Here is a 25,597-nt window from a genome sequence, read left to right as displayed (position 1 = left end):
ATATACTTAAAATTTTGCTTGTCATATACTTGTCATCATTGGTATATCTAGTATCTATATCTTTTTATGCTTTTTCTTTTTATATACTACTCCAGCAGCTACCACTACAGTTCCAGCTCCAACACCATATGTAATATTTCTACTTTTCTCTTCTTCTCTTTTTTCTAACCCTTCATCATATACACCTTTTAACTTAGTCTCAATAGACTTCATTTCACTTGGTACACTAAAATCTTCTTCATTGTAACCTTGATTATATACACTTTCTTTTACTTTAGGTAGTTTAACTTTACCATTATCATATCCTTCTTTAAGCCAATTAGAATATTTAACATTACCTATAGTTGATGTATCAAACTTTTCTCCTTTGATAGCACTCTCAAATCCTTTAGTGTTATAATCATTTTTTAATTGTTCTTGTATTTCATCATAAGCACTATTATAAGCATCTTTAAACTCAGAATCTATATTTTCTTCAAATGTCATTTTCTCTTTATCTTTATTACTATCCTCTATTCCTTTAGCTTTATATTCTTCTATCTTTTTAGTCTTATATTCATTGTATCCATTCGAATATCCAGTATCATAAGCACTTTTTAAAGCTTCTTTTTCATATGTATTATTAGATTTAACACCTGTAAGTCCTAAATTATATCCAGCCTCTTCAGCTGCCTTTTCTTCTTCTTCTAATTTAGCTTTTCCTTTTTCATATCCTTCTGAGTACTTTGATTCATATGTATCACTATAATCTCCACTATAACTTGCTGAACTATAACTTCCTTTATACCCATCCTCGTATCCTTGATTATATCCTTTTTCTCCAACAGATTTTTTTTGTTTTTCTTCATTATTAACTGAAGTGGTTGTTGTTCCAGAGCTACTTACTCCACTAGTATAAGGACAACCACCATTATTATGTAGATGAGCTGGATAACCACCACAATGATAGTGATAGCTTCCTAATCCAGATTTATTCTTATTGTCACGATGGCCTCCAGATGAATCAGTTCTTCCTGAATGTGCATATGAAAAGCTCCCTATACTAATCATAGCCAAACTCATTATTACAGCTATTAACTTTTTCTTAAACATAATATATTTCCCCCTAAAATATTCTATGATTTTATTATATCAGTCAATATATTATGTTTAAACCACTAAAATTCGACAAAGATAAAATCTTATCCTAATGGTACACCTAATTCATTCATTTTAGATTTAAAGCACTTTGGTATCTTAGTTATCACTTTAGCTTCACTTTCACTCATTATATTTGTCTTGGGTCTAAACTTAGGCTCTTCTTTAGTGCTACCATGATTCCAAACACTACCACCTTCAAATCCATACATAGGGAAGAAATGACCACCTCTAAGAGAACTCCATCCTCCATTATCTTTTATCTCAGATGTAACAGAATTTGCAGTAATCTCAGCTATTTCGGAAGCATCTAATAAATCTCCTGTTCTTTCATAAATAGTTGGAATAAAACTTCCATAAGCCTGTTTAACTACCTCTTCTTTCATAATTTCCTTCATTTCTTCTCCAACTTCTGGCATAGATGCAGCAATCTTAACTTTAGTATAAGCAACTACTTCGTCTAATGATTTAAATACCATCTAATTCACTACCTTATCTTTGATATTATTCATCTTTTCAATTTCCTCAGTCTCTTTAAGTACTCTATCTTGTAACATTTCATTTTTTAACTGACCTAACTTAACCTCAGTATTCATTAATAAAGATGCAGTTAATTCATTTTCTATTTGACCTATGTGATACATCACAGTTTCTAATTCACTAGATATATTACCATTTATTAAATTTTCTATTTCAATATTTAGTTCTATATTAGTCAACTCATCAACCAACATTTTAAGAATATCTTCTTGAGACAATGCTAAATCTGGATTTTCCATACCAGCCCATATTTTATTTAATATCTCTTCCTTAGTTTTCTTATCAGGATTTCTAACCTCTATGTACTCCTCTTTACCATTCTCATCTACAATAGGTATAATAGCTCTAACCTCATCTTGCATTAATTTATCTACTTGTATCTTATTCATATCTATCTCTCCCTTATTTTATTATTGGATATTTACACTTAATAGAAACTTTACAGTTTCCAGTAAATTTCAATATATTTACACCTCTTCTTAACCTAATCCACTTTCTATTAACAATATTAAATCTATTCTCTCCATTGTCATTTAAAACAGTATAGTACAAATTATCTATCATTATTTTCTCATTTAATTCTAATCCACTTATAACTAAACTATCTTCTTCATTATCACTGATAGTAGAATTTCTAATAGTTATATCTCCATCTTTCAAACACTCAATATCAATTACTGGGGCATATTCTTCATCTACATTAGATACATTATTTAGTTTAATTTCTCTTGTATCTTTAACAGTTATCACCTTTTGAAAGTTTTTATAAGCATAATTTGTGTATGGCTGAAACTCTATTTCTAACACGCCTTTTTTATCTTTTGTATACTTTTTTATTATTTTTCTTGCTTTAAGATAATAGATTTCTTCTATATTGTCAAAGGATATAAATGGTTTAAATTCTCTCTGCCAAAACCAATTACATATATTCTCTAAAGTATAATCATCCCACTCATAAGCCTCTCCATGTTCACTACACAAACAGAATTGTAATGTTATGGGTTCAATAGTAGTTTCATCCTCCGAGTAACAAGGATTCTTATTAAAAGTATTATCAGATTTAATTGCTTCTTCATATGGCAACCCATACTCGTTTAGTATTTCATCATCACCTAAAGTAACTAACTTAATGTTCATAGATTCGCTTGAAATATTATCGAATAAAAACTTATCATCTAAAAATACCAATTTATCACCTTCTTTCATACATGAAAAAGAGATAGTCAATTAACTATCTCAGTTCTTTTTCTAATATTTGTTCTATATTTTTAAAATCTTTTTGTGCTATTTCAATTACCTTTATATTATTTTTATTAGCATAGTCTATTTTTCGTTTATAATTCTCTTGCTGGTCTAAAAAATCTTTTTTTGTTTTATGAAATCCAGATATATATCTATCATGTTGTTCACCATTAAATTCTATCCAAATGGATTTATCAACTAATTGGAAATCTGGTCTTAATAATCCTCCATTTACACCTTTTAAATTTTCATTAAAAGATATATCGTGTAAATATTCTATCTTATTTTCTAATAACCATATTTTTATTTTATTTTCGCCTCTGCTTGAAGAACATTCTGAACAGTTTACACTTTCTCTCTTTGTTATATCGCATAACCTTTTTTCAAACTCTACTCCACATTCAGGACATATAAATTTAACTTTACGATTACTTTTACTCCTTATTTTGAAAGGGCTTATCTTATTTTTATTACTCCATGATTGAGATAAACTAAAATAATTATATCCAAATGAATCATACAAGTGTACATTACCAGGCATCCCTTTGCAATATTTACATCTTATTCCTCTGACAAAACTACTACAACTTATCTTATAATCACCATGATACTCTTTTTCTTGACACTTAATCCATATATTTTTTTGTGTGCCAATACTTAAATTATATGGATTAAGAACATTTTCATTGCTCCAATATTTATTTAGAAAATCTTTATCTATATTATCTATACAATATTGAGCAAATGAATCTTTTGGATGTATTTTCTTGGATGCACAGTATTGACATCTATTTCCTTTAACAAAATCAGTACAACTTATTAGATAACTTTCATGATAATCCTTTTTGATACATTTAATCCAAACCCTAGTATCTTCTCCTTCAGAATTTTTAGAGTTCCTGTTTTTCCATATATTATAAGGGCTAACTTTATTTTTCTCAAAATCCCAATACTTTTCTATTGGTTCGCACAATTCTTTTTCAATATAATATGCAAAACTGTTTTCATATGAACCACAACAATGTATACATTCATGACCTTCATTAATAAAATTACTATATCTTATTATATATATGCTCCCACAAAATTTATGTTTTATAAGTACTTTAGTTTGAGTATTTTTTACAATATCTCCATTTGGTAAAGTATCTCCTTTAAAATAACTGTTTATGTATTCATATTTTCCATTTCTTTCTATCTCTCTTTTATGTCTTTCTTTAATTTTTTCATACTTACATTTTTCACATCCTATATAGCTATAATATCTTATATGATTCCATTTCTTCTTATTAAGTATATTTCCACATTGGCATTTCCAATTATGATAATAATCATTACCTAAATAAATATCTTGCATCAATTTTAGATATCTTCCAATTAATTTGTTGACTTCTTGTTTTTTCATATGCTTTTTTAATCGTACATTTCTAATCTCTTTTGCATTATCTATTAATTTTATCATCTTAAACTCCTCTAGATAATTATAATATAATATTTATACAACATTAATTATTTTTTTATCTTTAAATATATTTTCTTAAATTTTAAAAATAAAAAAATAATCCCTACTCGATTAAAGAGTAGGGTCTATAATTATTTTTTCTTTGGTTCTTCAACTAATGTTGCTCCAAGTTTGGAAGCCATTACTGTAGGAGTAACATTTTCGCTACCAACAAATGCAAATGTAGAATATTCTCCATTCTCATCTTTTAACACATCTACAGTTAAATTAAAAGATGATGGATTTTCTGCCTCAAGATTAAGTTCTATACTTCTTTGTGCTTTAGCATTTGGAATAGTCATATATAATACCATATAATCTCCATCTGTCGTTTTAACTAAAACATCACCTTCTATTGTGTAATTAGGTGCGGTAGAACCATCCTTTATTTTTATAACTTTTGCTTTTGGTTTTTCTTCCAGATAAAATACTGTTACTCTATCTCCCTCTGTAAATTCAGTATCAGTTATTGTTATTTCAGTATTTGAACCAGATATTGAAGAAGTAAATTTTAACTCTTTTACTAAAGATATACCATCTTTTTCAACACTATATACAGATATACTATTTGCAACAGGTCTTAAATTTTCTAATGTTACTTTTTTTGCATCATCAGAAACTAACAGTTTTCTTTTACCTACTTTAGCAGTTTCTTCAACTACATCAGAAGCTAATAACATCGCTAATTGATTCATTTGTAAAACCTGTTGTTCCATTGTCAAAGTAATTGTTAATGCTCCATCAAAAGCTATACTATTAGCTCCCTTAGCTTTTGCATATACACTTTCTGAATCTATCTTGTAATTAAAAGTATTTAAATCCTCTGTATAAAATAAAGGTTTCCCACTTACTCTATTTTTTACTATTATATTACTTGCATCTTTTATCGCAAATCTCATTATTTAATCATCCTCTCATTTTTACATAAAAATAACACTGCTATTTAACAGTGCTAGTTTGTATTTTTATTTCTTTAGACCAATGCTTAATCTTATCTGCCTCAACTTGGTATTTAAATGACCTTGCAAATCCCAAACTTTCATCATAATTTTTAAATTGTATCTTGGTCTTGTAGACGTTAATCAATTGCCAATAAGTCATTTTTAGAATAACATCTATTGGTACATATCCATCTATGTTTTGAACTACATTTATATAATCACATAGATGATATGCTTCCTTTTCTCTTTTTTTTCTTTCCTTTTCTTTGAAGTGTTCAATTAACTTTCTTTCTCTCTCAGAACCAGTATTTTCGATCCATTTATCCTCATCATTTTCAAGATTTTTTTTATCAATACAAAACATCTCTAAAATTAAATCTGATACTAGTCCAAAATCTTCTCTACTTATAAAAGCATTTTTCTTTTTATCTTCTGATTTGATTAAAATACCAATTTTAATATTATTCATATACTCAATATTTTTAATATCAGTTTTATATAATATAGATAAAGATTTTTTTATTTTATCACTAAGTAATTCAACTTTCTCAGAAGAGTTTTTCCTTGATGTTAATATCATTAAATCTAAGATGGGTATAGTGTCATATTTACATTTTAGTTCAAATGATTCCTCGTTACATAGCTGAGAATAACTCTTCTCAAGTATTAGAAACGGGTTGACCAGCTCTAAATTAGCCATATCTGAATTAATAAGCTCTTCAATAGTAGGTTGATATATAGTTCCTAGTGTTTCACCTAGTTTAATTGGAAGTCCTGTAATATAGTAATTTTCTAACATTACATATCACCAAAACTTTCAGCAGATACAGTTATTACAAATCCATTATAATCAGTACTTAAATTATACATTTGATATACATTTTCTAACTTAATCTTACCTATACCAGCTATTTCCTCATTTTGAGTTATTATATCGACTATGCAACACATCAACGCAACTTCTCTTAGGCCATTTGCCGTATCTTGGCATTCATCATGACAGACAACACCAATTTCTATCTTTGTTTTTTTAACTGTCCTACTTCCCTCAGAACATGGTCTATACTCTGACATAATTATGAAAACTGATATATCTGCTTCTTTTAATACTTTTTCCACTCTTCTATTTAGAAATACCTTCTTGTTTCTAAGCTCTTTAACTGGGTTTTTTATATCAGGCATGGATAGAATATCTTCTTGGCATTCATCATTATAAATCATAAATTTAGCGAAGTCTTGATTTGACATTAGAGTTGTTCCAATATTTGAAATTAACTTGTTAGGGAAATCCATATAAACTAATAATATCTACCCCCTTAGCATTATCTTTTTAGTATCTATTATTTCATTTGTATCTTTATCTTTAGCTAATAGCAGTACTTCTAAGCCAGAATATTTAGCTAGTGTGTTAGATTGTAAGACGCACAATTTCTCATCTTGATTAATTATGTTACAATAGTTATACTGCTTCTCTAAGAGCCACTCAACACCTTGAGCATGGTCTATAGTGTATTCATTTTCTTCGCCTAGATTAATAAATTCTTCACCCATAATCTTACTAAATGGGATAATTACATTATCATTTTCAGATAACTCATTATAAGCAATATTATTTATTGTATCATCTTTTGAAATTAAAGCATCTTGTAAACATATAGCTTTAATAAGTCCATCTGAGCCTGTTTCTCTGCCATTATACTCAAAGTCATTTACCGATGTAACTCTAAATACAGTTTTACCAGTTAACATTATTCTAGTGTCAATATCTATAGTTTTAGTTATATGATTACTTCCAAAATAAAGTTGTCTTTTTGTATCTGCTACAGATGTATATTTATTATCTGCCATACCATCAGAATATAAAGTTAAGTTTTCTACTGAGAGAGGAATTTTATATGTTTGACCTTTATACTTATAATTAAAGAATTGATTACATCTTTTTATTATAAAATGCTTATATGTATCCATTTCTTTATGTTCTTTAAATATAGTCAGCCAGTAACAATTATCATAAAAAAGATAACAACCTACATCTACATTTAAATCCGATTCAACTAATAGATTTTTTTCATCTAGTGACCTTTTATCATTATTAGTTATATCATTAATTGCAACTATAGCTCTTTTAGTATCTTCTGTTATACAAACTTCATCTATATCAGTTATAGGTACTTCAATACAGGTTGGTGTTTCTTTTAAATATTTCTTAAAACTTAATCTCAGTTGTAATATTCTTTTTTCTTTAGGAGTTGAGCATCCTAGTCCAATTCTTTTTTTATAATTACTAATATAACTATTCAATTTTATCCCAACCTTTAAAACCTTTATATACATATCTTGTCTTGTATTTGGCAAGTTGCTCTCTAATTTGAACTTCTAACAAACAAAGCTTTGCTAACATATTAGCACCAGACTTAGTATTATAATCTGAGTCAGTTAACATCTGTTTTAAATTTTCTTCTCTAAGAATCTTAGGTTGAAGCCACCAAATCATCATTCCATAAGCTAATATAATTATTTCATCTAAATTAAGGTCTGAAATTATTTCTCCTAGATATTTACTCTTAAATAAGATTTCTTCTTCTGTTTCTGTTTCAAAGGTTATTATACAGTCTTCTTCTCTAAACTCTACAATATAATCTTTATTGATTTCATACTCTTTATCTGTATATTTTCCTATTAGTTTTATTTCTGCAAATTTATTATTATATTCAATAATAAATTCCAATTGGTCAATTGGAATTGTAATACAAGACTCTTCTTGTCCTATTATAGACAAATCTTTTCTACATTCATAAAAATCAAATGTAGCCTTTTGAAGATATGAATACATCATATCCTCAATTATTTCCTCTTCAAGTAATAGCATCTCTTCATCATTTATTAGAGAAAGAAATTGCTTATATATCTCTTTTACTGGCGTAGCCATATCATCACCACTCTTTTATAAAATAGATGATGTATAACACCACCCTAATCCTCAAATAAGCTTTGTAAGCCTAGTCTAGTAGCTATTAAACGTTCCTTATAATGAGAATCAAACTTACCCTTTTTATATAATTCGATTACTCTTGAGCCTAAACACTCTATTAAACCATAGTTAGCTTTTTCAACTATATTCATAAATCTATCATTATCTAATTTTAATAATATATAATTTATGTAATCTAAATCATACCCACCTAGACCTTCATAAACATCTTTTAAACTTAAATACTCTAATATATCCTCAACAGTATAATAATCACTATCAACATCCACTATAGTTATAAGATAGTTTTCAAAATAACCTCTATGTTTGTTTGATATTTCATATAAGTCAGATAGTATAATAAATGTCTTTTCTCCCACTTTATTCATTTCAAAGACTAATCTTTCATCTCTATCTCTATATAAAACTGTTCCAGTATCTAAGTTCATTATCTCTACTTCTATTTCATCTTTGAGTTTCCTCAGTTCATTTCTTAATTCTTTATATGTTTTTTTAGAAGTTTTTATTTGTTCAACTTCCTCTGAAACATCTTTTTTTGTCTTAGCAGCCATTAAAAAATCTCCCTTCTAAATAATATTATTGTATTTTATACATTCCAAATTTAGAAGCAACAACAACACCTAAATGCATTTTTCTTGACATGAACATCTCTATTTGTTGGTCATCTCTAGCTATTCCATCAGTATTTTCTATTATCATTGTGTCGCCTTCAAATCCTAATTTGATTATCTTCTCATCGTTTGGTATAACATATAAAATACTATTACTTAATGCCCATTTATCTCTTTCAGCATCATAATAGTTAGGTAATTCTATTACAGGTGTTCCACTAAAGTTTTTAACATAACCAAAATTTCTTTTGTCATCTTTATCTAAGTCAGCTCCAACACCTTCTATATTTCCTACTGCTTCTGGAGTTCCATATATAGCAACAGATTGTCCAGTAGCACCTTTTACTTTATTAACTATTTTCTTTAAGTCCTTATCTGAATAAGCAGCACTAGTTTTTAAATTAGTATGCACAGATGCGTAAGCCCCTTCCATAGTAGATGCTATTGCCTCTGCTATATGATGTTGGAATGTAGAAGATACTCTATCTACCATTTCAGACCAATCTATTCTTCCAGCTATAAATCTATCAAACTCTTCATATATAGCTATTGCTAATTTAAATGCAGATGTAGGAACTTTTTTACCTAATAGTCTTTGTCTTCTTGTACTATTTTTACCTTCAGCTATATTTGCAATTCTTAATAAATCAGTATTTTTAACTGTAAATTCTTTTTTATTGCCTAAATCAAAGTTTTCCACATCACAAAAATCTGAAAATGCTTCTTCAGTTAATCTATTTACTTTATCAGTTATTGTTTCAGATAATATTTGAAATATCTTATATTTATTTTCAAAGAACGTATATTGTCCCCATTTCCCTCCACATATATCTATTATTTCTTTTCTTAATGCATCTTCACATTGAGCATAATTTTTTACTTTTCCATTTAATATATCACTTGATAAATCTTTTAATGCTATTATATCTATAGCCATATTTTTTCCACCTTCCATTAATTATTTATTATGATTTTATTTTCTATATAAAAGATACATATACTGAATCTTGTCCATTAAAAGTATATAATTCTTCAACCTTTGCAACTACTATTCCAGTAGTTTTCTTTGTCAACTTATATGTATCTGCTTTAAGTTCTAATTCATCCCCAACAGCTACAACACCATCAAAATGTTTTTTAGCTAAAGTCATACATAATCCCTTATGAGGTAATCTGACTCTATCTATTTCATTTGCTTTTAATTCATAATCTCTTTCATCTAATCTTTCATCATATTGAAGTGCAACACTGTCTAAAATTCCAAATCTGCATCCCTCTGATAACTTTTCTATTTTATAACAATCGTTTCCTAGCTCTGAATCTACTAAGCCACCTAACGCTACTATTGCACCATTTTCTAGTACATCACTTCCATTTTTTGCTGTTACAACATCTGGGTACTTGTCTATATCACAATTTAATATCGCTTTATCTGCCATTTTTATATCTCCTTTTTTATTTTTTCATAAAAATAAACACTACTTATTTGAGTGTTTTTTCAATATTTGTTCATATGATTTTGTATTTTTATTTTCATCTTCTAATGTAGATGAATAATTTATCTTTGCTTCTTCCACTATAAGTCCCTTATCAAAATTAAATTTCTTTGTGTTTTCTTTTAACTTAGTATAATCAAGTAAACTTAACTCTTTCCTTAAATCCTCTAAAGATAACTCTTTGTTTATAGTGGATTCTTTAAAAGTCTTAACTTCATCTTCTGTTAAAGAATTAAACTCTGAGATAATACTAGAAACTTCTACTTTATATTCTTCCATTTCTTTATCGGCCTTGAATTTTCTTAAAACTCCCAACTCTTCAGTTAGATTTTTTATCTCAGTTTCTTTTTCACTAAACTTTTCAAGTACTAATTCTTTTAAAGTATCCTCTTTAGAAAAAGTTTCTATAACTTCTTCTTCTTTTTTCTCTCTCCATTCTTCTATATATGATTTTCTGTTTTCATAATCTAAAACAACATCATCTCCATCTATAGAATATGGTACACCATAATAATTACAATAATTTATATTATCTTCTAATATAGCTATTTTTTCTTCAGGCAGAATAGTTCTTAAATAATATTCTCTTGCTGTGTATCTACCTCCCCAATAAGGGTCTTCAACCTCAACCATCTTATTTTTTAATTGACTATTAATAGAAATATCTATATCTTCTATTGATAATAAATCATTTTTCTTTTTATCCAACACATTTTCCTCCTTCCCTTTAAATGAATACATTTCTTTACAAATATCATAAATTGCTTTTTTATATTTTGAAAAATTACTATATGTATTTATAGATGCTCCCTCAATTCCAGGTGCAACATCATCTCCTAAAATAGTAATTCCTAAAAAACTAAATCTTTTAATATTATAATATCCATCAGCTTTATCAACTTCTCCATCTTCAACTGCTATTTCCATACTTACACTTTTTGACTTTGACTCTGTCAATAATTGATATGCTGAGTTAGAATAATGTTTCCATATAAGCCCTGTACAGTTTAGATATGTCTTTCCATCTTCTTCTGTATAAGTTATTTCAGTATTATTTGGAATCACACCAAGCGGTCTTTCTAAAAATTTATACTCTATAGAGTAGCCATCCTCATCTTTTACAATTTTAGTTATCATATTATGCTCATCAAAATCTACTGCATTTTCTTCTTCATCATATTTTATGTATCCAAGTATTGGTATATCTGATAAAGTTGATTCTGCTTCATTTATAGTTGACAAATCAAACTTAGTTTTATTTAAATTTTTACCTTCATGTAAAATTTTTAGTTTTACATTTAATTTTCTATTATCTTCTTCATTAGAAAATGTCTCAAATTCACATGGAATACTAACTACTTTCAACGTCTCACCTCCTTAAATAAACATTACATCGCTAAAACTTATATCTTTAAAATCTTCCTTATTAAAATTAAGTATCTCATCAGGCTTATTTTCAAATAAATAAAATGATTCTTCACCACATTTATTTTCATTAATAAAAGTAAATCCTTTTTTCATTAATTCGTCTTTTTTATCACTCGTAAATGCAATAATAAATCTTTTATTATTTGTTTTCATCTTTTCTATCTGTTTTATTTCCATTTGTACCACCATCACCTTTGTCTTCATTAGTAGGTCTTCCAGCATCATTATTTGAAAATGTATATGAAGCTTGTTTAACTGGCAACAAATCATCTATTTCCATTAGTTGTTCTGCTTTATATAAATTAGCAATTTCAATTGGCTCTTTTCCAGTACTAGCTAAATATACTAGCCTGCTATCTCCTACACTATTTATATTTTCTCTAAGTTGTTGTGATATCTTAGATTGGTTAAAATGAGTTGTACCAACAAAGTAAAGTTGAAATGCTTTAGATGAATTCTTTTTATTTAATTCATAATTTATCCATGTCTCTATTTCATTTTGAATTCTCATTGGTATTAAACTATCTGCTATAACACCATCTGCAATAGATTCTGTATTTATTTTATCTGAATTAAAAAGTGCTGTGTTAATTCCAGCATTATCAAATATAAATTCTTTTGCTTCTTTAACATAATCATTAATCTTTGATTTTCCATCACTTAGATTAATCCCCTCCATATCTAGTGGAGTTACTGCTACAGATGTCCCTGCTGGTAAATTGGATTTTATATCATGGTAGTATGCACTTAATAAATCAAATGCAACTAATGGTTCATCATTTTTACCATAAGGTACTTTTCCATGTATTAGCTTAATACTTTCAATAATTGCATTAGAACCCTTTAAATCTTTCATATCTTCAAGCTCTAAAATATCATCAAATAAAAAGCTAAAAAATGGTATTCCTTTTGTGGAATCAATATCTATGTTGAATGCTACAGCATTATCACTTAATTCATAATACTTATTTTCTATTAAGTCTTCTTTTTTTAATCTTCCATCATTTAATTTTTTATATGCGTCTTGAACTTCTACTGGAAATGCTGATAAAGTCTTTCTATTTATTTTTCGTAAATCAATACCATACCTTAATACCCCATTTACTTTGGATGTTATTGTGCAATAAGAAGCTGGTATTTGTTGCATCATTATACATTTTGAATCTTCAATTTTATATAAGTATATTTCCCCTTGCTCTAATACTTTTTCAGTTATCCAAGGACAAATATGTTTAAGTTGATATTTTTTTAGAAATGTAGCTGACTTAAAAAAAGAGTTGATATAATCATCTTTATCTTTGAATTTAGAAATATTTGCTGGTATTATATAATGGTCAAATGTATTCATGGTTGAAATCATATTTAGAATTCTTTTATATGTACCAGATGTTTCTTTAAGTAAAAGACTTACCTTTTGTAGTAATTCTACGTTTTTGTAAGGGTCTATCATAGCTTTTCTTACTTGGTCTCTACTTATATTTCTTATCTTGTACATTTCATTTGACAGATTTATAGTATTTTCTATCATTGCATAATTTCTTTGCCTTAGTTGCTCATTTAAGTATTTTATTTGGTCTAAAGTATAATCTTTTTTATCTCCTTTGAGTTCTATTATGGTTTCCACCTCCTGACCAGAATGAAATTATTTGTCCATTTTCTTTACTATTTCTCTTTTTTAATTCTATATCCAGTAAATTTGCTAGATAATTCCCATATGCTAAAGAAGAATATCTGTCTTTTCGTGCTTTCCCTTTTTCTTTAACTTTAAGCCACTTTTGACCATCATTTTTAACAGTTTCTAAGTTAATTAATTCGTTTACAAGTAGTGTAGTTTGTTTATATGGTAATATCATTCTTGCTTGGTCTGTATAATTTTTCTTTGCATACCCAGATGTACTACTTAACATATCATTTGCTTCTACATCATTTATAGGTAATTTTATTCTATTTTTTAGAAATACATCCAGTAAACCAATTATACAATCATGATTTATTTGTCCATATGCCTTAATCTCAAATATAACTGGATAATTTTCTTTTGTAGTAAAATTATTATGTAAATGATTTGTATTAGTGTGAGAAAATGCATTATATTCTTTATTTCTAGCATCATCATAATTAACTCTAAGTAAATCAGATAAAACACTTTGCCCTACTCCTTGAGTGTCTATAACTAAGAAATCTGCTTCAAAATCAAAGAACAATTGCTTTAATCTTATTGCTTGTTTATCTGGCTTCATACCATTATGAGATTCTATATGAACAACCATTCTTTCATAATAATCTTTCTCGGGCAATAATCTCCAGCATGTATATACTGAGTTATCATTATTGTCTCCTTCTGCGATAGCAATGTCAGCAGAAATTATCCTTAGTTCACCTTTTCTTTTTTGTAGATTACACTTTATTTTTCCGTTTTTAGCAGATAACACTTCCAAATCTGTTGGAGGATAAAATGGATTTTTTAATGTCCTACATGGATTTACATAAGATGATTTAAATATTGCATCTTCATTTTCTCCAAAGAAAAGTGATTCCATCTCCATAATCCAAGAAACAGCATCCATTTCTCTTTTCATTTCATCTGCTCTTTCCTTCTGAACCTCCCATGACTAAAGTCACAGAGTTCCTGCTTCATAGAATTTCGCATACTAAAATATGTCTTACCAATTCTCCACAGGCTATCCCCGTAGTTCCTACGGTTCTTACATACGTTATCTATTTTAAACTGTTATTAGTCTTAATCCTTCTTTTAGTATATTTATACTTGCATTTATATCTCTATCGTGAGTTACATTACAACAAGGACAAATCCATTCTCTTATATTTAAATTCTTCATTTCCTCTTTTTTGTACCCACATTTATTGCATATTTGTGAACTTGCAAAGAATTTACCTACCTTTACAATTTGTCTACCATACCAATTAGCCTTGTATTCTAATTGACGAACAAATTCTGACCATGACACATCAGAAATAGAAAGAGATAGTTTACTATTTCTAGTCATATTCTTTACTTGTAAATCCTCTATGCAAATAATATCATTCTCTCTTATTAATTTAGTAGATAGTTTTTGTAGAAAATCCTTCCTTTGATTAGCTATATGTTCTTGAAGTCTTGCGACTTTTAATCTTGCCTTATTTCTATTTAAACTACCAATTGTTTTTCTCGATAATTCTCTTTGTAATTTAGCAAGTTTGTTTAATGACTTCTGAAGATATTTAGGATTTTCTATAAATTGTCCACAACTTGAGATACAAAATTCTTTAATTCCTAAATCTAAACCTATCTGACTATTAGTATTTTCAAATGCTTTAATATCTATATCAGTACAGCATAATGATACATAATATTTACCACTTGGTTCTTTGGATATAGTAGCATTAAGTATTCTCCCTTGAGGTACTTGTTTATCCCTTACTTTAACCATACCAAGTTTAGGTAATTTTATATATTGACCAAGGTGCATAATATTTCCATTTGTAAAGTTAGTTCTATATGAAAACCTATTAGTTTTCTTTGATTTAAATTTAGGAAATCCTGTATTTTCTTTAAAGAATTTTTTATATGCGTTTTCTAAATCTTTTAAGGTGTTTTGTAGTGAAAATTTGTCAGGTTCTTTAAGCCACTCTAACTCTCTTTTTAAATTGGTCAAATCAGAACTGCACTGTTTATAAGTAAAAGTTTCTTTATCATTTTCATAAACTTCTATTTTTTTAGCAAGATATTTATTATATACAAATCTACAACATCCAAAAGTTTTGTTAATTAACTCTTGCTGTTTTTTATTTGGATACATTCTAAACTTATATGCTTTTTCCACTACTATCACCTCACTTTACTTGTTTTTTATGATTATGTTAATACTCGATATCCATATTTTACACACCATACTATATGGTATTTATACATATCTGAGCTACTTCAAATTTTACTCACCCATCCTAATATTAACAAGGTAAATTTTTTTAAACAAGTATTTTGAAGGTTTTTATATTTATTTTTAAATAACATATGTAAGAACCGTAAGTCCTAACTTTTATCATTTTTGAGGTTGTCGTTCGCATAAGTTCGCTACTACCTATGCAGTTCTCTTATGAACTTCTTACACTTTCATGTAAGCACAGACTATATCTTATCCTTCGGCGTTATCCGTTAAGGTCTACCCACTTCCACTACCAATAGCTTGTAGTGTACTTCCCTCAAGAGGAATAGTCGTTGAAGTTTCTCCTATTCGGAGCTTACCTGCTGATTGCCCATTTTAAAGTACTTAGGGTTTAACCTTATACTATCTAACCAATTTTTTCTACTTTCGTAACTTTCACACTTAGGTTTATTTCATCCTTGTGTTTTAGTTTGGTTAGCTTTAGGGATTTCCAGCAATTCAGGTAGTATTGGATAGGTTATATCCTATCTCTACATATAAGTTTCCCTATATGCTGACTATTTTAGCTACTAACTCACGACTAAAGTCACAAGTGTGCGTAGCTATTTTTTAATCAAGTATCCCATGATGAAGAGAAAGTTTATAATTACAATTAAGTACAAATTTATCTCTACCATCTATCATATCTTTCACATACAATTTAAATTTATCATATGCTTCATGCATCCTAAACCATGCACTACTTAAGTACAATTCTTTATTAGGTTCTGGAGGATAATCTTCATATTTTCCATCTTTTTTAAACTTCAAATTTCTACTTACATTTAGAAATGGTTTAAGAATTCTATCTTGTATCTCTTTTTTTACCAATCTAAACTCATCTACAATAAGAATATTGAAACGGAAACCTCTTGATTGCTCATTTGAGACTATAGCTTCTATAGTACTTCCATTGTGAAATGTTACTTTAGAAAATTTATTATTATATTCTATCTTTTTAATCTCTCTAGCTAACATAGGAGATTGTTTTACTAATTCTTTTTCTATCTTTTCTCTTATAATAAGTTCTGCCTGCGATTTAGTAAATGCAGCTATACCAATTTTAGAATTTGGGTATAAAACAGCCCTACAACATGCATATACGGCAGCAATCCAACTCTTTGCAAATCCTCTAGCACATATAAGCATTGCATAGTTAACTTTGTCAAACATATATATTAAAATGCTTTGAACTAAATACAAATTGAGTCCAAAATAATCTATACAAAATCTATGAGGATTTTCTCTATAGAACTTAGTCCATTCAATTATACCTTCTTCAAAAGCTTTAGTTTTATCTGAATTAATCTCATGATTATCTAACTTTCTAGTTTTAGTTGTCATTTGGATTGTCCTCACTGGCTAAGTCAAATACTTTTCTCATTTGCCCTATAAACCACTTATTAATATATGTTTTTATTTTATCTACATCTTTAAATTGCTCTGAAGGCTCTCCTATAGGTCTATAATTCTCTATCTTATCAATCCATGTACCCCATGTAATAGTTTCATTTTCCGCTAAACTTGCTTCTTGAATAGGCTTTATATTTGCATCATTCATAAGTTTTGATATTAAGGTATTCATTTTCTCAAATCCTGTAGCATCACCATTTCTTAGTGCCTCATCACTTCTTAATAAACATTTAGATATTTGTTCTAATAGCATCTTTTCAGCAGGTCTTTTACATTGATATGCAGTAGAAAACTCATTAAACTTATTTTCTAAGAACATATAATCTTCTTCTCTTAGCCCAGCTCCCCATCTTTCAACCATATCATTGTTTATTTTTACTTCATTTGCTTCAAAAGCACAATTAATCTTATCTTCTATAGAATTATCAATTGATGTCTTTCCTCGATATCTTGAATTTCGATTAATAATCTTCATATATTCATCAATAAAATCTTCAATTTTTTTATTTCTCAATTCACTTGCTAACTTATCATCAAAATAAATATCAAAATTAAGACATGTATGTTTTAATGCTTTTATATTGCTATTATATTTATTTTCTAGTCTATCAAAGATGTTTTTAAAACATTCTTTGCACACAGGTAATCTTCCACTATCTAAATATATATAACTATAACTTTTCCAGAAATATCTTTCTTCATATTTTTCTTGTTTACAGCAAGAACATTTTTTCTTATTTACTGCCATATATTATTATCACCACCATAAAAAAAACCACTAGAGAATTAACTCCCTAGTGGTTAATAGGGAGATTCAGTTCAATTAAGAGCTGAGATAAGTCTACAACTATAAACTTAACTCAGCTCTTAATAAATAGTTTATAGTTTACTTAAATTTATATTATAAGTACACAATCTTCCATTTTCATTAAATATCATAAATTTTTGCATTGCATATGAACTTAATCTTAGATTTTTAGCGTATGTATCTGTTCCGCAGAAACTTCCATTTACACATATTTCACTTTCTCCAAAACTATCTTCTTTACAATTATGTAGATGAGCCATGAAGATATAATCAGGAATGACTTTTATTAGAGATGTAAGCTTAGGAATTGCAGTTGATATTTTATCTTTATCTCCATGGACTCCTAGACATGTATTTCCACATATTTTGGCTATTATTATATCATTGTCTTGTACATTGTTTTGAAATATAACATTATTTATATTATTAATTCTTAATTTTATGTATTCATCTATTAATAGTGTAAAATTATCTTTATCTAAATTTTCATCTTTCTTTGGAAGAACTCTATCATGATTTCCTCCTACTGAATAAACTACAACTTCATCAATTCTCTGAGATAGCTCATATATAAAGTCACTGAGTATTTCAGATACTTCTATAATTTGTTCAACTATATTCTCTCTATTTTCTAATCTTATAGAATTATGTATATGACCAGAAATTAAGTCTCCAAGTAGCATTATATGCAATCTCTTAATTTTATGAAGTTCACAATATTCTACAATCCTACTTTTCAAATAATTTATTCGTACTTTAAATATTTTAGTATTATATCTATTAAATGAATTAATTACTTCCAATCCATAATGAATATCAGAAATAAGAATAATAGCTTCTTGATTTAAAGGCTCATATCTTTTGTAATTATAAGTTTCTAAAAGTGGCTTATAATGTGATTTCTCATTTATTTTTTTATTAAATAAATTAATTATACTATCTAGCCTTGAATATTCCCTTATTTTTCTATTAACTAAAGCTCTTTCATCAGATATTTGTACTCTAATCTTTTTTAATTCTAATATCTTTTCTTCTATATCATTTAACTTTTCTTCATTAAAATATTTTGGAATGTTTGAATTAATATAATCATGCGCCTCTTTTAAACCATATGAGATTTTTCTACAATGATCTGGTGAACATTCTAAACCCAATAGTTCAACTATTTCACCCCAATCTAAATCTACTTCTTTATTAACTTTTGCTAGTCTAATTCTGAATCTATAATCTTCTAATGTCTCTTTTTCTTTTCTCTTTAATATATCTTCCATATTTAATATCTCCCTATTTTATTAAATAAATATCATTATCAATATATTAGTAAAAAAATAAATAGTCTAAGATACTAATCTTAGACTATTGTTTCACTTAATCTAATTGTTATATTTAAATCTGTATCACCAGCATATTTATCTAAAATATCACTAAGTAATACTTCATGATCTCCGTCTTTTAAATGTTCTACAATCTTTATTGTTCCATCTTCTTCTTTTACTATTTCACATTTTTCTAAAACAGTTCCTTTATTATTTTTCATAAATATCTTCCTTAAATTTATTTTTTATATGTTTTTATTATAAAGTCTACTGGGAATTATTTATTTCCCAGGGTTTAAATCAATTATAAAAATTATTTAAATTAAGGAGCTAGATAAGCCTCTAACTCCTATTATATTAAGTATATAGTACTATACATTATTTTACTGCATCTTTTAAGGATTTAACTGCTTTTAATTTAGGTATTATCTTATCTTCTGATTTCCAAAGCTTTTTAGTTCCATTTTCAAGGGTTATTTCACCCTCTCTACCTTTTTGTACCTTAGTTAAATATTTTACTCCCATAAGAGTCAACTCATCACCGCTTTTTAATACTTCATTTCTTTTTTCTTCTATCACATCAAGTATTTCTCTTGCTTTTATCTGTGATATCTCTAGCCCTTCTGCTATTATTTTTATAAATTCTTTAGTCTTCATATTTCCAATCTCCCTTTTTCATGTAATTTTCATTTGATAATAAGAGGTCTTATTTTTATCCCCTTACACTATTAATATGTTTTAAACAAGCATTTTCTTAACCACTTTTCCCCACCAACTAGTTGCAATTCTTACAGTTTGACCTATATCCTTTTTTCCCATTCTTATCGAATTTAGATAATAATTTGATTTCCCCACATCTACTACACTTCTTGTACTTTCCTTTGCAAACAGACATATAATAGTAATTTTCTTCATACTCTTTTTCATAAGTACTAATTATTTTATTTACTATTTTATCAATTTGTTTGCTTACTGCTGGAGAAGTTATATTCATAATATCAGAAATATACTCCAAAGATTTATCTCTCCTATACATGCTTAATATATCTATTTGTATTTTAGTAAATTCAATCTTGGAAATAATGTTATTTAAATCCATAACAATACATGATAAATCATCCTGTAAATCATTTCCTTTCTGAACTCTTAAAAGTTCTTTGACATGGGTTTTATCAAACATATTTAAATAATTCCAATCAGGGTTACCAGAGTCTTTTAATGGTGCCTTCCAAACAATAGGTCTTTCTATTGAATTTTTAGCATCAATCATGTCATTTTTTAATAATTTCAAATTCTTTCTAACTACCCTTTTTATCTTCAAGTCTTCCTTATTTAATTCTCTATCTCCTAGTTCCTTATATTTGCTTTTATACCATTCATAAGTATCTGAATACATTTTTAACATAGGATATTTTTTAATATCTTTAGATTTTATTTTAATATCTTTTATTTTTTTATAGTTTTTGGGTATCTGGAAAATTGCAAATGAATTATCTTCTTTGAGTTCATCTTTATTTGAAGCTTTTGAATATGTATTTTCACCATTGAATGTAGCTATTTTATTTAGAAGAGCCTCTTCTTGACATGCTCTTTTGAAAAGTTCTTTTGAATTGTACATTTTTATTTTAGTTTCTTTACTTTTATCATCTACTGCTAATATGTAACTAGCTAATATTTCTAAGCTTTTAGCTATATTTGATGTTGAATATGTGCTATCATTTTTATTTAATATTAATTTAACTTTAGAAGTATCATTATTGTTATAATCCCATGTTCCTTCACTACTACTAAATGGATTAACTGCACCTACATATTCAGTTGGACTTATATCTTTTAATTTACACCACTTAATAAATCTCTTATACTCCATTGCTACTTCTTCACCATTTTTGTCTACATAATATATACCATCTTTATTTAAAGGGCTATCTGAAGTTTGTTCAAATATTTCTTCCCAAAATTCATTATTAAACTGTTTTTTCTCTTGATACTTTACTTTTGTAATAACCTCTTCGTTTCTTTTTGAAACAGAATTATAGTATTTATCTGTATAATTTCTACTTACTTCTTCAAACCAAGTATGTTTAATTTCTAATATTTCTTCTACATACGTAATTCTATCTTCACAATCACCTATACTATAATCCAAATTCTTTATGTAATCTTGAACATATCTACCATTTATATTTTCATAAAAATTGTTATTATTGTACATTAAAAAGATTATATCTCCCTTCCTTGTAATCTGTCATTATAATTTGTATCATCATAATCCCATAACTCATCTTTGAAATCTTCTTTGTGTTTTCTATTAATTATTTCATATGAAGATCTTTGGCTTAATTCATAGTATCTATCTATTTCACCTTCATATTCTTCATCAAAAATCTGATATGTATTTCTATGTATACTTGTTTTTTCTAACTCGCATAAATCTTCTAAGTATATTACCTTTAATTCTTCTTTTTTCATATTTCACCTTTATCTTGCTAACAATATTAAATGCTATTATCTATAAGTAACATTTTTATGCCAGTTTTTTGTATTTTAGTCACATTTCTATGCCACCTATAAATTTTATTTTTCAGCTGTTTTTACTGAACTTTTTCAATTTTTTAAGGTTTATTACCTCTTATATCTTAGAAACTTATTTAGAAAAAGCATAAATTAATTGTTCTTTTAGCAATGTTTAAATTATTACCTCTCCAAACAACATAAGGATTTATAATAAAGTAATCCATACTTTTATAAGTTCCTTCTACTATTACATATTTAAAAACATAAAACCTATTTTCATCTAACTTTATATAAAATTTTAGCAATTCTTTTTTAAATCTATTCATGTCTTGTTTTATTGTACTAACATTTAATAATTCACAAATTGTGTGTAAACTCATTTTTTCTAATTTTGATATATCTAATTCATTTGGATTTAAACATAATATATTACTTTCGAAATGTATATATGGTATGAGTTGATATATATAGCTTAATTGTTTATGTTGTCTTGGAGTGCTGTGTTCATAGAGGAACCTACTTGTGTTTATATATATTCTTGTATAGTCTTTATCTTTAAATTTAGAAATGCCTTTTGTAAAATACTCTGTGCTTATATAAAATTTTCCATTACTTTCATATAATAAATTGTTTTTCTTTACATCTGTTAGAAACTCTCTAAATGCTCTGTCTTTAAGATTTAATATTTCTCTCATATTCTTTCTATCTATAGGGACTATTTCTTTATATTTAGAATATTTCACTAATAAGTTTTCTTCTCCTGTATTGTAATTTAAATATGTTGTAAGATATATTAATCTACTGATATTTGCTCTACTTATACTTATTTCATTAAATAACAATTCATTTTTCACATAAGCACAGAATACAAAGCCCCCTAGCTTAAAATTGTGAGATGGTAATTTTTTTTTATTATTCATAATAGCTTTTTGCTCTGGTGTAAAACATACTTTTCTTTTGTTAATCTCGACTATTTCGCCTCTTTTCATTCCTCGATGTTCCACTATTTCTCCAGTTCTATTGTCTGTTACAATTACACTTTTTACAAATTCATTACCTTTATTTATAAGTATCACACCCTTCCTCTTTATTTATTAATCTAATACAATGTTTATATAAAACTATGTTAAAATTATTATAAATTAAAGCTTCATGAATAATAATATCTTTAGTTTATAGTATATTTTCATTATAACATATAAACTCTCCGTTCTCAAGTATCTTGTTAAATATCTACTCCTTAAATTAAAGAGCAGATATTTGTCATTAATCTGGCATATTATTAAATATATTTTTAATAATTGGATTTTCTTTTTTTATAATTTTCTCTTCTGTAATTGAAATTTCTTTATTATCTTTAAATGTACTATTGCCTAAACATTGTTTTAATAATTTATTTTCTTCTAATAAATTTTTCCATTCTAATATAATTCTTTCTAAAGCTGTGTTTCTACTACTTATTTTTCTATCATTCTGATATCTTTCTATTTCATCAAATATATCTTCTTCCAAATAAAAGCTAGATGATTTCTTCATATTTATATCACTCCTAGAATTGTTCGATACCTACTTCAAATAAGCCTTTAGAAGTTGCCATTTGAGCATCTTCAGATACTTTAAATCTATTATCAAATTTCATATGCAATGCAGTACCACCAGATACATATACATCCATTTCATCAATGTTCTTCCATTTAGAGGCAATTCTTTGAGCAGTGCTTTCAGAAGCCATTATATAAGCAACCTTTTTAAGTTCATCATAATCATTAGAACTATCTATTTCATTAAGTTCTCTTATTATGCCTCTATCCTTTAGTTGCTTCTGAACCATTGTTAATGCATCTTGATTTCCAGCTTCTAATGTATCAGATAGTTTATCGTTAAATACAAAACCTTTTTCAAAGAAAGACATTTCAGTACTTCTAAAACCTATAGAAACCATACCAACAGCTTTATCTTCATTTACTTTTCCTTCTAATGTATGAAATAGTGCAGCATCTCCTTCTCTAAAAATTGATATATCAGATATTTTTATTTCTTTGTGTCCACCTTTTATTTTATCTTTTACTTTAAATGTTTTACCTTTATATGTATCTATTACTTCTTTTAATGTAGTTTTTCTAAATGATTTATATGGAACACCCATCATTATTTTTACTTCATCGGCTACAGCTATTTCATTAAGAGCGGCTGCAACTAATATTCTCATTGTAAAAGATGTTTTTGAATCATCAGAATTTCTAATAGGAGTTATACTTTCTTTTTCTGCTAGAGATCCTACAAAGTAACTAACACTTTCAAAATCTATATATATAGGGTCTGTATATTTTTCAAAATCTATATTTCTGCCATCGCCAAATACAGATTTAAATAAACATTCTTTAACCATACCATTATACTTACTAAATCCTTTTACATAACCTCTTCCTATATCTAACCCTATAACTTGGTAATTTTCTTCCATTTTAATTCCTCCTAAGTAAATATTTGCTAATTATATTATATCATATAATTAATTAACATTTGAATTAATTATAAACAAAAATTCAACTATAAATTGACATTTTTTGTTTTTAAGTTTAAATTAGAACTTATTTTAATTCATTTTTAGTTTAAATATACACTATTACATTTACATAAACTTTTATTAGTTTATATTTAACTTGTTTTTAGTTTAAATATAGTTTATTTTTTTCATAGTATTTAAGTCTATTTTTCATGATTATTTACAATGTAATAGTAAACTTTTAATACTATTTTGAAATTCATTTTCTTACAGACAATACTTTGATATAGTAGAGTAAATTATCCTGTATATCTAAAGTTATTACTTATAATATTATTTTTATTTATTCTAGTAGTTTTTATAATAATCAATACATACATTTCTATTTTATATTTTCTATATTAAAACTTAATTTTAGAATAAGAAGTTTCAATAAAAAGATTTTATGTGTTTTAATTTTGCATGCAATCTATGGAGTCATTTCTTCTGTAAAGTCGTCTGTAATTTATATAAATATTTAAATGTGGAAATGAAAGAACTAGTCGAAAATTTTCACTGACAACACAAAGCCTTTCCTAAAAATACCCCTATGCTATTTTTACTTTACTTTATTAATTAAAATCATATAAATATTATTTTTTTAAATAAAATATTACTTTTCACTAAACTTTTAAGCAACACTATTATATATAGCATAAAACAAACTATTCTATGTCTATTTTTATAAAACCTAGTATTTTCAATAATTCCAATAATATTTTTTATAATTTTGTCAGCAATACGTCAGTTAACAATATAATTATGCCATATTCTAATACTGTTACATTGTATAATCGAATATTTTATTTTTTATAATTATTTTTTTCATTCACTTTATAAATTTTTTAATTATGGATAGGTAAGCCTTTTTAATAACCATGATAAACAATATTTTTTAATGAATAGAATTTTTATAATATTACAATGATTGAAATTATAAATATAATAAGAAGAAATAAAAAATTAACTTTATTTTCCATTTTTCTATTGACTTATAGCATCATGCTATATATAATATAATTATAGGAGGTGATGAGATGTCACAAAAACTTGAAAAGTTCGTCAAGGCACTTGACGAACTTAACAAAATAATAGATAAGCTTAATCTAACACTTAATTCAATCATTAAGCTTATTGCTAAAATAGTTGCATTAATAACTTTATTAAACAAACTATTTTAACAC

The 25,597-nt window shown here is 26.7% G+C and carries 29 protein-coding genes; 1 reads left to right on the top strand and 28 read right to left on the bottom strand.

Translation table 11 applies throughout. The features are described from left to right. Positions 1 to 54 precede the first annotated feature (54 nt). The 28 genes from IC214_RS09815 to IC214_RS09680 form a co-directional block, all read right to left on the bottom strand. Entirely contained in the window at positions 55 to 1,092 is a 1,038-nt protein-coding gene (locus IC214_RS09815) for a YHYH domain-containing protein (RefSeq protein WP_227825373.1), read from the bottom strand. An 89-nt stretch (positions 1,093 to 1,181) separates the two neighbouring features. Beyond that, positions 1,182 to 1,616, bottom strand: coding sequence for a hypothetical protein (locus IC214_RS09810; protein ID WP_227825372.1), 435 nt, complete (start codon positions 1,614 to 1,616; stop codon positions 1,182 to 1,184). Beyond that, positions 1,617 to 2,066, bottom strand: coding sequence for a hypothetical protein (locus IC214_RS09805; RefSeq protein WP_021383057.1), 450 nt, complete (start codon positions 2,064 to 2,066; stop codon positions 1,617 to 1,619). A gap of 13 nt (positions 2,067 to 2,079) precedes the next feature. Next, complete coding sequence (locus tag IC214_RS09800; RefSeq protein ID WP_227866574.1) at positions 2,080 to 2,883, bottom strand: phage tail domain-containing protein; 804 nt, start codon at positions 2,881 to 2,883, stop codon at positions 2,080 to 2,082. A 25-nt stretch (positions 2,884 to 2,908) separates the two neighbouring features. Then, positions 2,909 to 4,381, bottom strand: a complete 1,473-nt coding sequence (locus IC214_RS09795) for a zinc-ribbon domain-containing protein (RefSeq protein WP_227866573.1) — start codon at positions 4,379 to 4,381, stop codon at positions 2,909 to 2,911. A 131-nt stretch (positions 4,382 to 4,512) separates the two neighbouring features. Then, the gene (locus IC214_RS09790) at positions 4,513 to 5,319 is read right to left on the bottom strand and encodes a hypothetical protein (protein ID WP_227866572.1); all 807 of its coding nucleotides are present in this window, start codon (positions 5,317 to 5,319) and stop codon (positions 4,513 to 4,515) included. A gap of 40 nt (positions 5,320 to 5,359) precedes the next feature. Beyond that, entirely contained in the window at positions 5,360 to 6,160 is an 801-nt protein-coding gene (locus IC214_RS09785) for a hypothetical protein (protein WP_227866571.1), read from the bottom strand. Further along, entirely contained in the window at positions 6,160 to 6,654 is a 495-nt protein-coding gene (locus tag IC214_RS09780; protein WP_227866570.1) for a hypothetical protein, read from the bottom strand. The genes IC214_RS09785 and IC214_RS09780 overlap by 1 nt, the downstream gene beginning before the upstream one ends. Positions 6,655 to 6,669: 15 nt before the next feature. After that, entirely contained in the window at positions 6,670 to 7,662 is a 993-nt protein-coding gene (locus tag IC214_RS09775) for a hypothetical protein (RefSeq protein ID WP_227825367.1), read from the bottom strand. Further along, on the bottom strand, positions 7,655 to 8,290 hold the full coding sequence (locus IC214_RS09770) for a hypothetical protein (RefSeq protein WP_227825366.1): 636 nt from the start codon (positions 8,288 to 8,290) through the stop codon (positions 7,655 to 7,657). The genes IC214_RS09775 and IC214_RS09770 overlap by 8 nt, the downstream gene beginning before the upstream one ends. Positions 8,291 to 8,334: 44 nt before the next feature. After that, complete coding sequence (locus tag IC214_RS09765; protein WP_227825365.1) at positions 8,335 to 8,904, bottom strand: hypothetical protein; 570 nt, start codon at positions 8,902 to 8,904, stop codon at positions 8,335 to 8,337. A gap of 25 nt (positions 8,905 to 8,929) precedes the next feature. Beyond that, entirely contained in the window at positions 8,930 to 9,901 is a 972-nt protein-coding gene (locus IC214_RS09760) for a hypothetical protein (RefSeq protein ID WP_227825364.1), read from the bottom strand. Positions 9,902 to 9,944: 43 nt separating this feature from the next. After that, positions 9,945 to 10,403, bottom strand: coding sequence for a hypothetical protein (locus IC214_RS09755; protein ID WP_227825363.1), 459 nt, complete (start codon positions 10,401 to 10,403; stop codon positions 9,945 to 9,947). Positions 10,404 to 10,442: 39 nt separating this feature from the next. Then, positions 10,443 to 11,825 (bottom strand): hypothetical protein, encoded by a 1,383-nt coding sequence (locus tag IC214_RS09750; RefSeq protein WP_227866569.1) that lies wholly within the window; start codon positions 11,823 to 11,825, stop codon positions 10,443 to 10,445. Between the two features lie 12 nt (positions 11,826 to 11,837). After that, complete coding sequence (locus IC214_RS09745; RefSeq protein ID WP_021383029.1) at positions 11,838 to 12,065, bottom strand: hypothetical protein; 228 nt, start codon at positions 12,063 to 12,065, stop codon at positions 11,838 to 11,840. Then, positions 12,028 to 13,512, bottom strand: a complete 1,485-nt coding sequence (locus tag IC214_RS09740; RefSeq protein WP_227866568.1) for a hypothetical protein — start codon at positions 13,510 to 13,512, stop codon at positions 12,028 to 12,030. Before IC214_RS09740 ends, IC214_RS09745 begins: the two co-directional genes overlap by 38 nt. Next, on the bottom strand, positions 13,481 to 14,467 hold the full coding sequence (locus IC214_RS09735; protein WP_227866567.1) for a hypothetical protein: 987 nt from the start codon (positions 14,465 to 14,467) through the stop codon (positions 13,481 to 13,483). Before IC214_RS09735 ends, IC214_RS09740 begins: the two co-directional genes overlap by 32 nt. Positions 14,468 to 14,611: 144 nt before the next feature. Continuing rightward, entirely contained in the window at positions 14,612 to 15,721 is a 1,110-nt protein-coding gene (tnpB, locus tag IC214_RS09730; RefSeq protein WP_227825358.1) for an IS200/IS605 family element RNA-guided endonuclease TnpB, read from the bottom strand. A 663-nt stretch (positions 15,722 to 16,384) separates the two neighbouring features. Continuing rightward, complete coding sequence (locus tag IC214_RS09725; RefSeq protein WP_021383135.1) at positions 16,385 to 17,158, bottom strand: terminase large subunit domain-containing protein; 774 nt, start codon at positions 17,156 to 17,158, stop codon at positions 16,385 to 16,387. Further along, positions 17,148 to 17,975 carry a hypothetical protein gene (locus tag IC214_RS09720; RefSeq protein WP_021383133.1) on the bottom strand — a complete coding sequence of 276 codons (828 nt, stop codon included), beginning with the start codon at positions 17,973 to 17,975 and terminating at the stop codon, positions 17,148 to 17,150. Before IC214_RS09720 ends, IC214_RS09725 begins: the two co-directional genes overlap by 11 nt. Positions 17,976 to 18,106: 131 nt before the next feature. After that, entirely contained in the window at positions 18,107 to 19,306 is a 1,200-nt protein-coding gene (locus tag IC214_RS09715; RefSeq protein WP_021383116.1) for a calcineurin-like phosphoesterase superfamily domain protein, read from the bottom strand. Between the two features lie 80 nt (positions 19,307 to 19,386). Further along, positions 19,387 to 19,572: a hypothetical protein gene (locus IC214_RS09710; RefSeq protein ID WP_021383067.1), complete on the bottom strand. Its 186-nt coding sequence runs from the start codon at positions 19,570 to 19,572 to the stop codon at positions 19,387 to 19,389. 157 nt (positions 19,573 to 19,729) lie between these two features. Next, on the bottom strand, positions 19,730 to 20,008 hold the full coding sequence (locus tag IC214_RS09705) for an HU family DNA-binding protein (protein WP_227825357.1): 279 nt from the start codon (positions 20,006 to 20,008) through the stop codon (positions 19,730 to 19,732). 118 nt (positions 20,009 to 20,126) lie between these two features. Beyond that, entirely contained in the window at positions 20,127 to 21,566 is a 1,440-nt protein-coding gene (locus tag IC214_RS09700; RefSeq protein ID WP_227866566.1) for a hypothetical protein, read from the bottom strand. Between the two features lie 8 nt (positions 21,567 to 21,574). Next, positions 21,575 to 21,823 (bottom strand): hypothetical protein, encoded by a 249-nt coding sequence (locus IC214_RS09695; protein WP_227866565.1) that lies wholly within the window; start codon positions 21,821 to 21,823, stop codon positions 21,575 to 21,577. 179 nt (positions 21,824 to 22,002) lie between these two features. After that, positions 22,003 to 22,944: a hypothetical protein gene (locus IC214_RS09690; protein WP_227866564.1), complete on the bottom strand. Its 942-nt coding sequence runs from the start codon at positions 22,942 to 22,944 to the stop codon at positions 22,003 to 22,005. A 190-nt stretch (positions 22,945 to 23,134) separates the two neighbouring features. Further along, a complete protein-coding gene (locus IC214_RS09685; RefSeq protein WP_021383071.1) occupies positions 23,135 to 23,404 on the bottom strand; it encodes a hypothetical protein in 270 nt (89 codons plus the stop codon). Positions 23,405 to 23,417: 13 nt separating this feature from the next. Continuing rightward, a complete protein-coding gene (locus tag IC214_RS09680; protein ID WP_021383103.1) occupies positions 23,418 to 24,332 on the bottom strand; it encodes a ParM/StbA family protein in 915 nt (304 codons plus the stop codon). A gap of 1,118 nt (positions 24,333 to 25,450) precedes the next feature. Here IC214_RS09680 and IC214_RS09675 point away from each other — a divergent pair. Beyond that, complete coding sequence (locus IC214_RS09675; protein WP_165478437.1) at positions 25,451 to 25,594, top strand: hypothetical protein; 144 nt, start codon at positions 25,451 to 25,453, stop codon at positions 25,592 to 25,594. Positions 25,595 to 25,597 lie beyond the last annotated feature (3 nt).

The organism is Clostridioides sp. ES-S-0190-01, assembly GCF_020658275.1.
Classification (GTDB): domain Bacteria; phylum Bacillota; class Clostridia; order Peptostreptococcales; family Peptostreptococcaceae; genus Clostridioides.
Note: the sequence above shows the minus strand (reverse complement) of the source record. Positions and strands in the feature narration are given on the sequence as shown.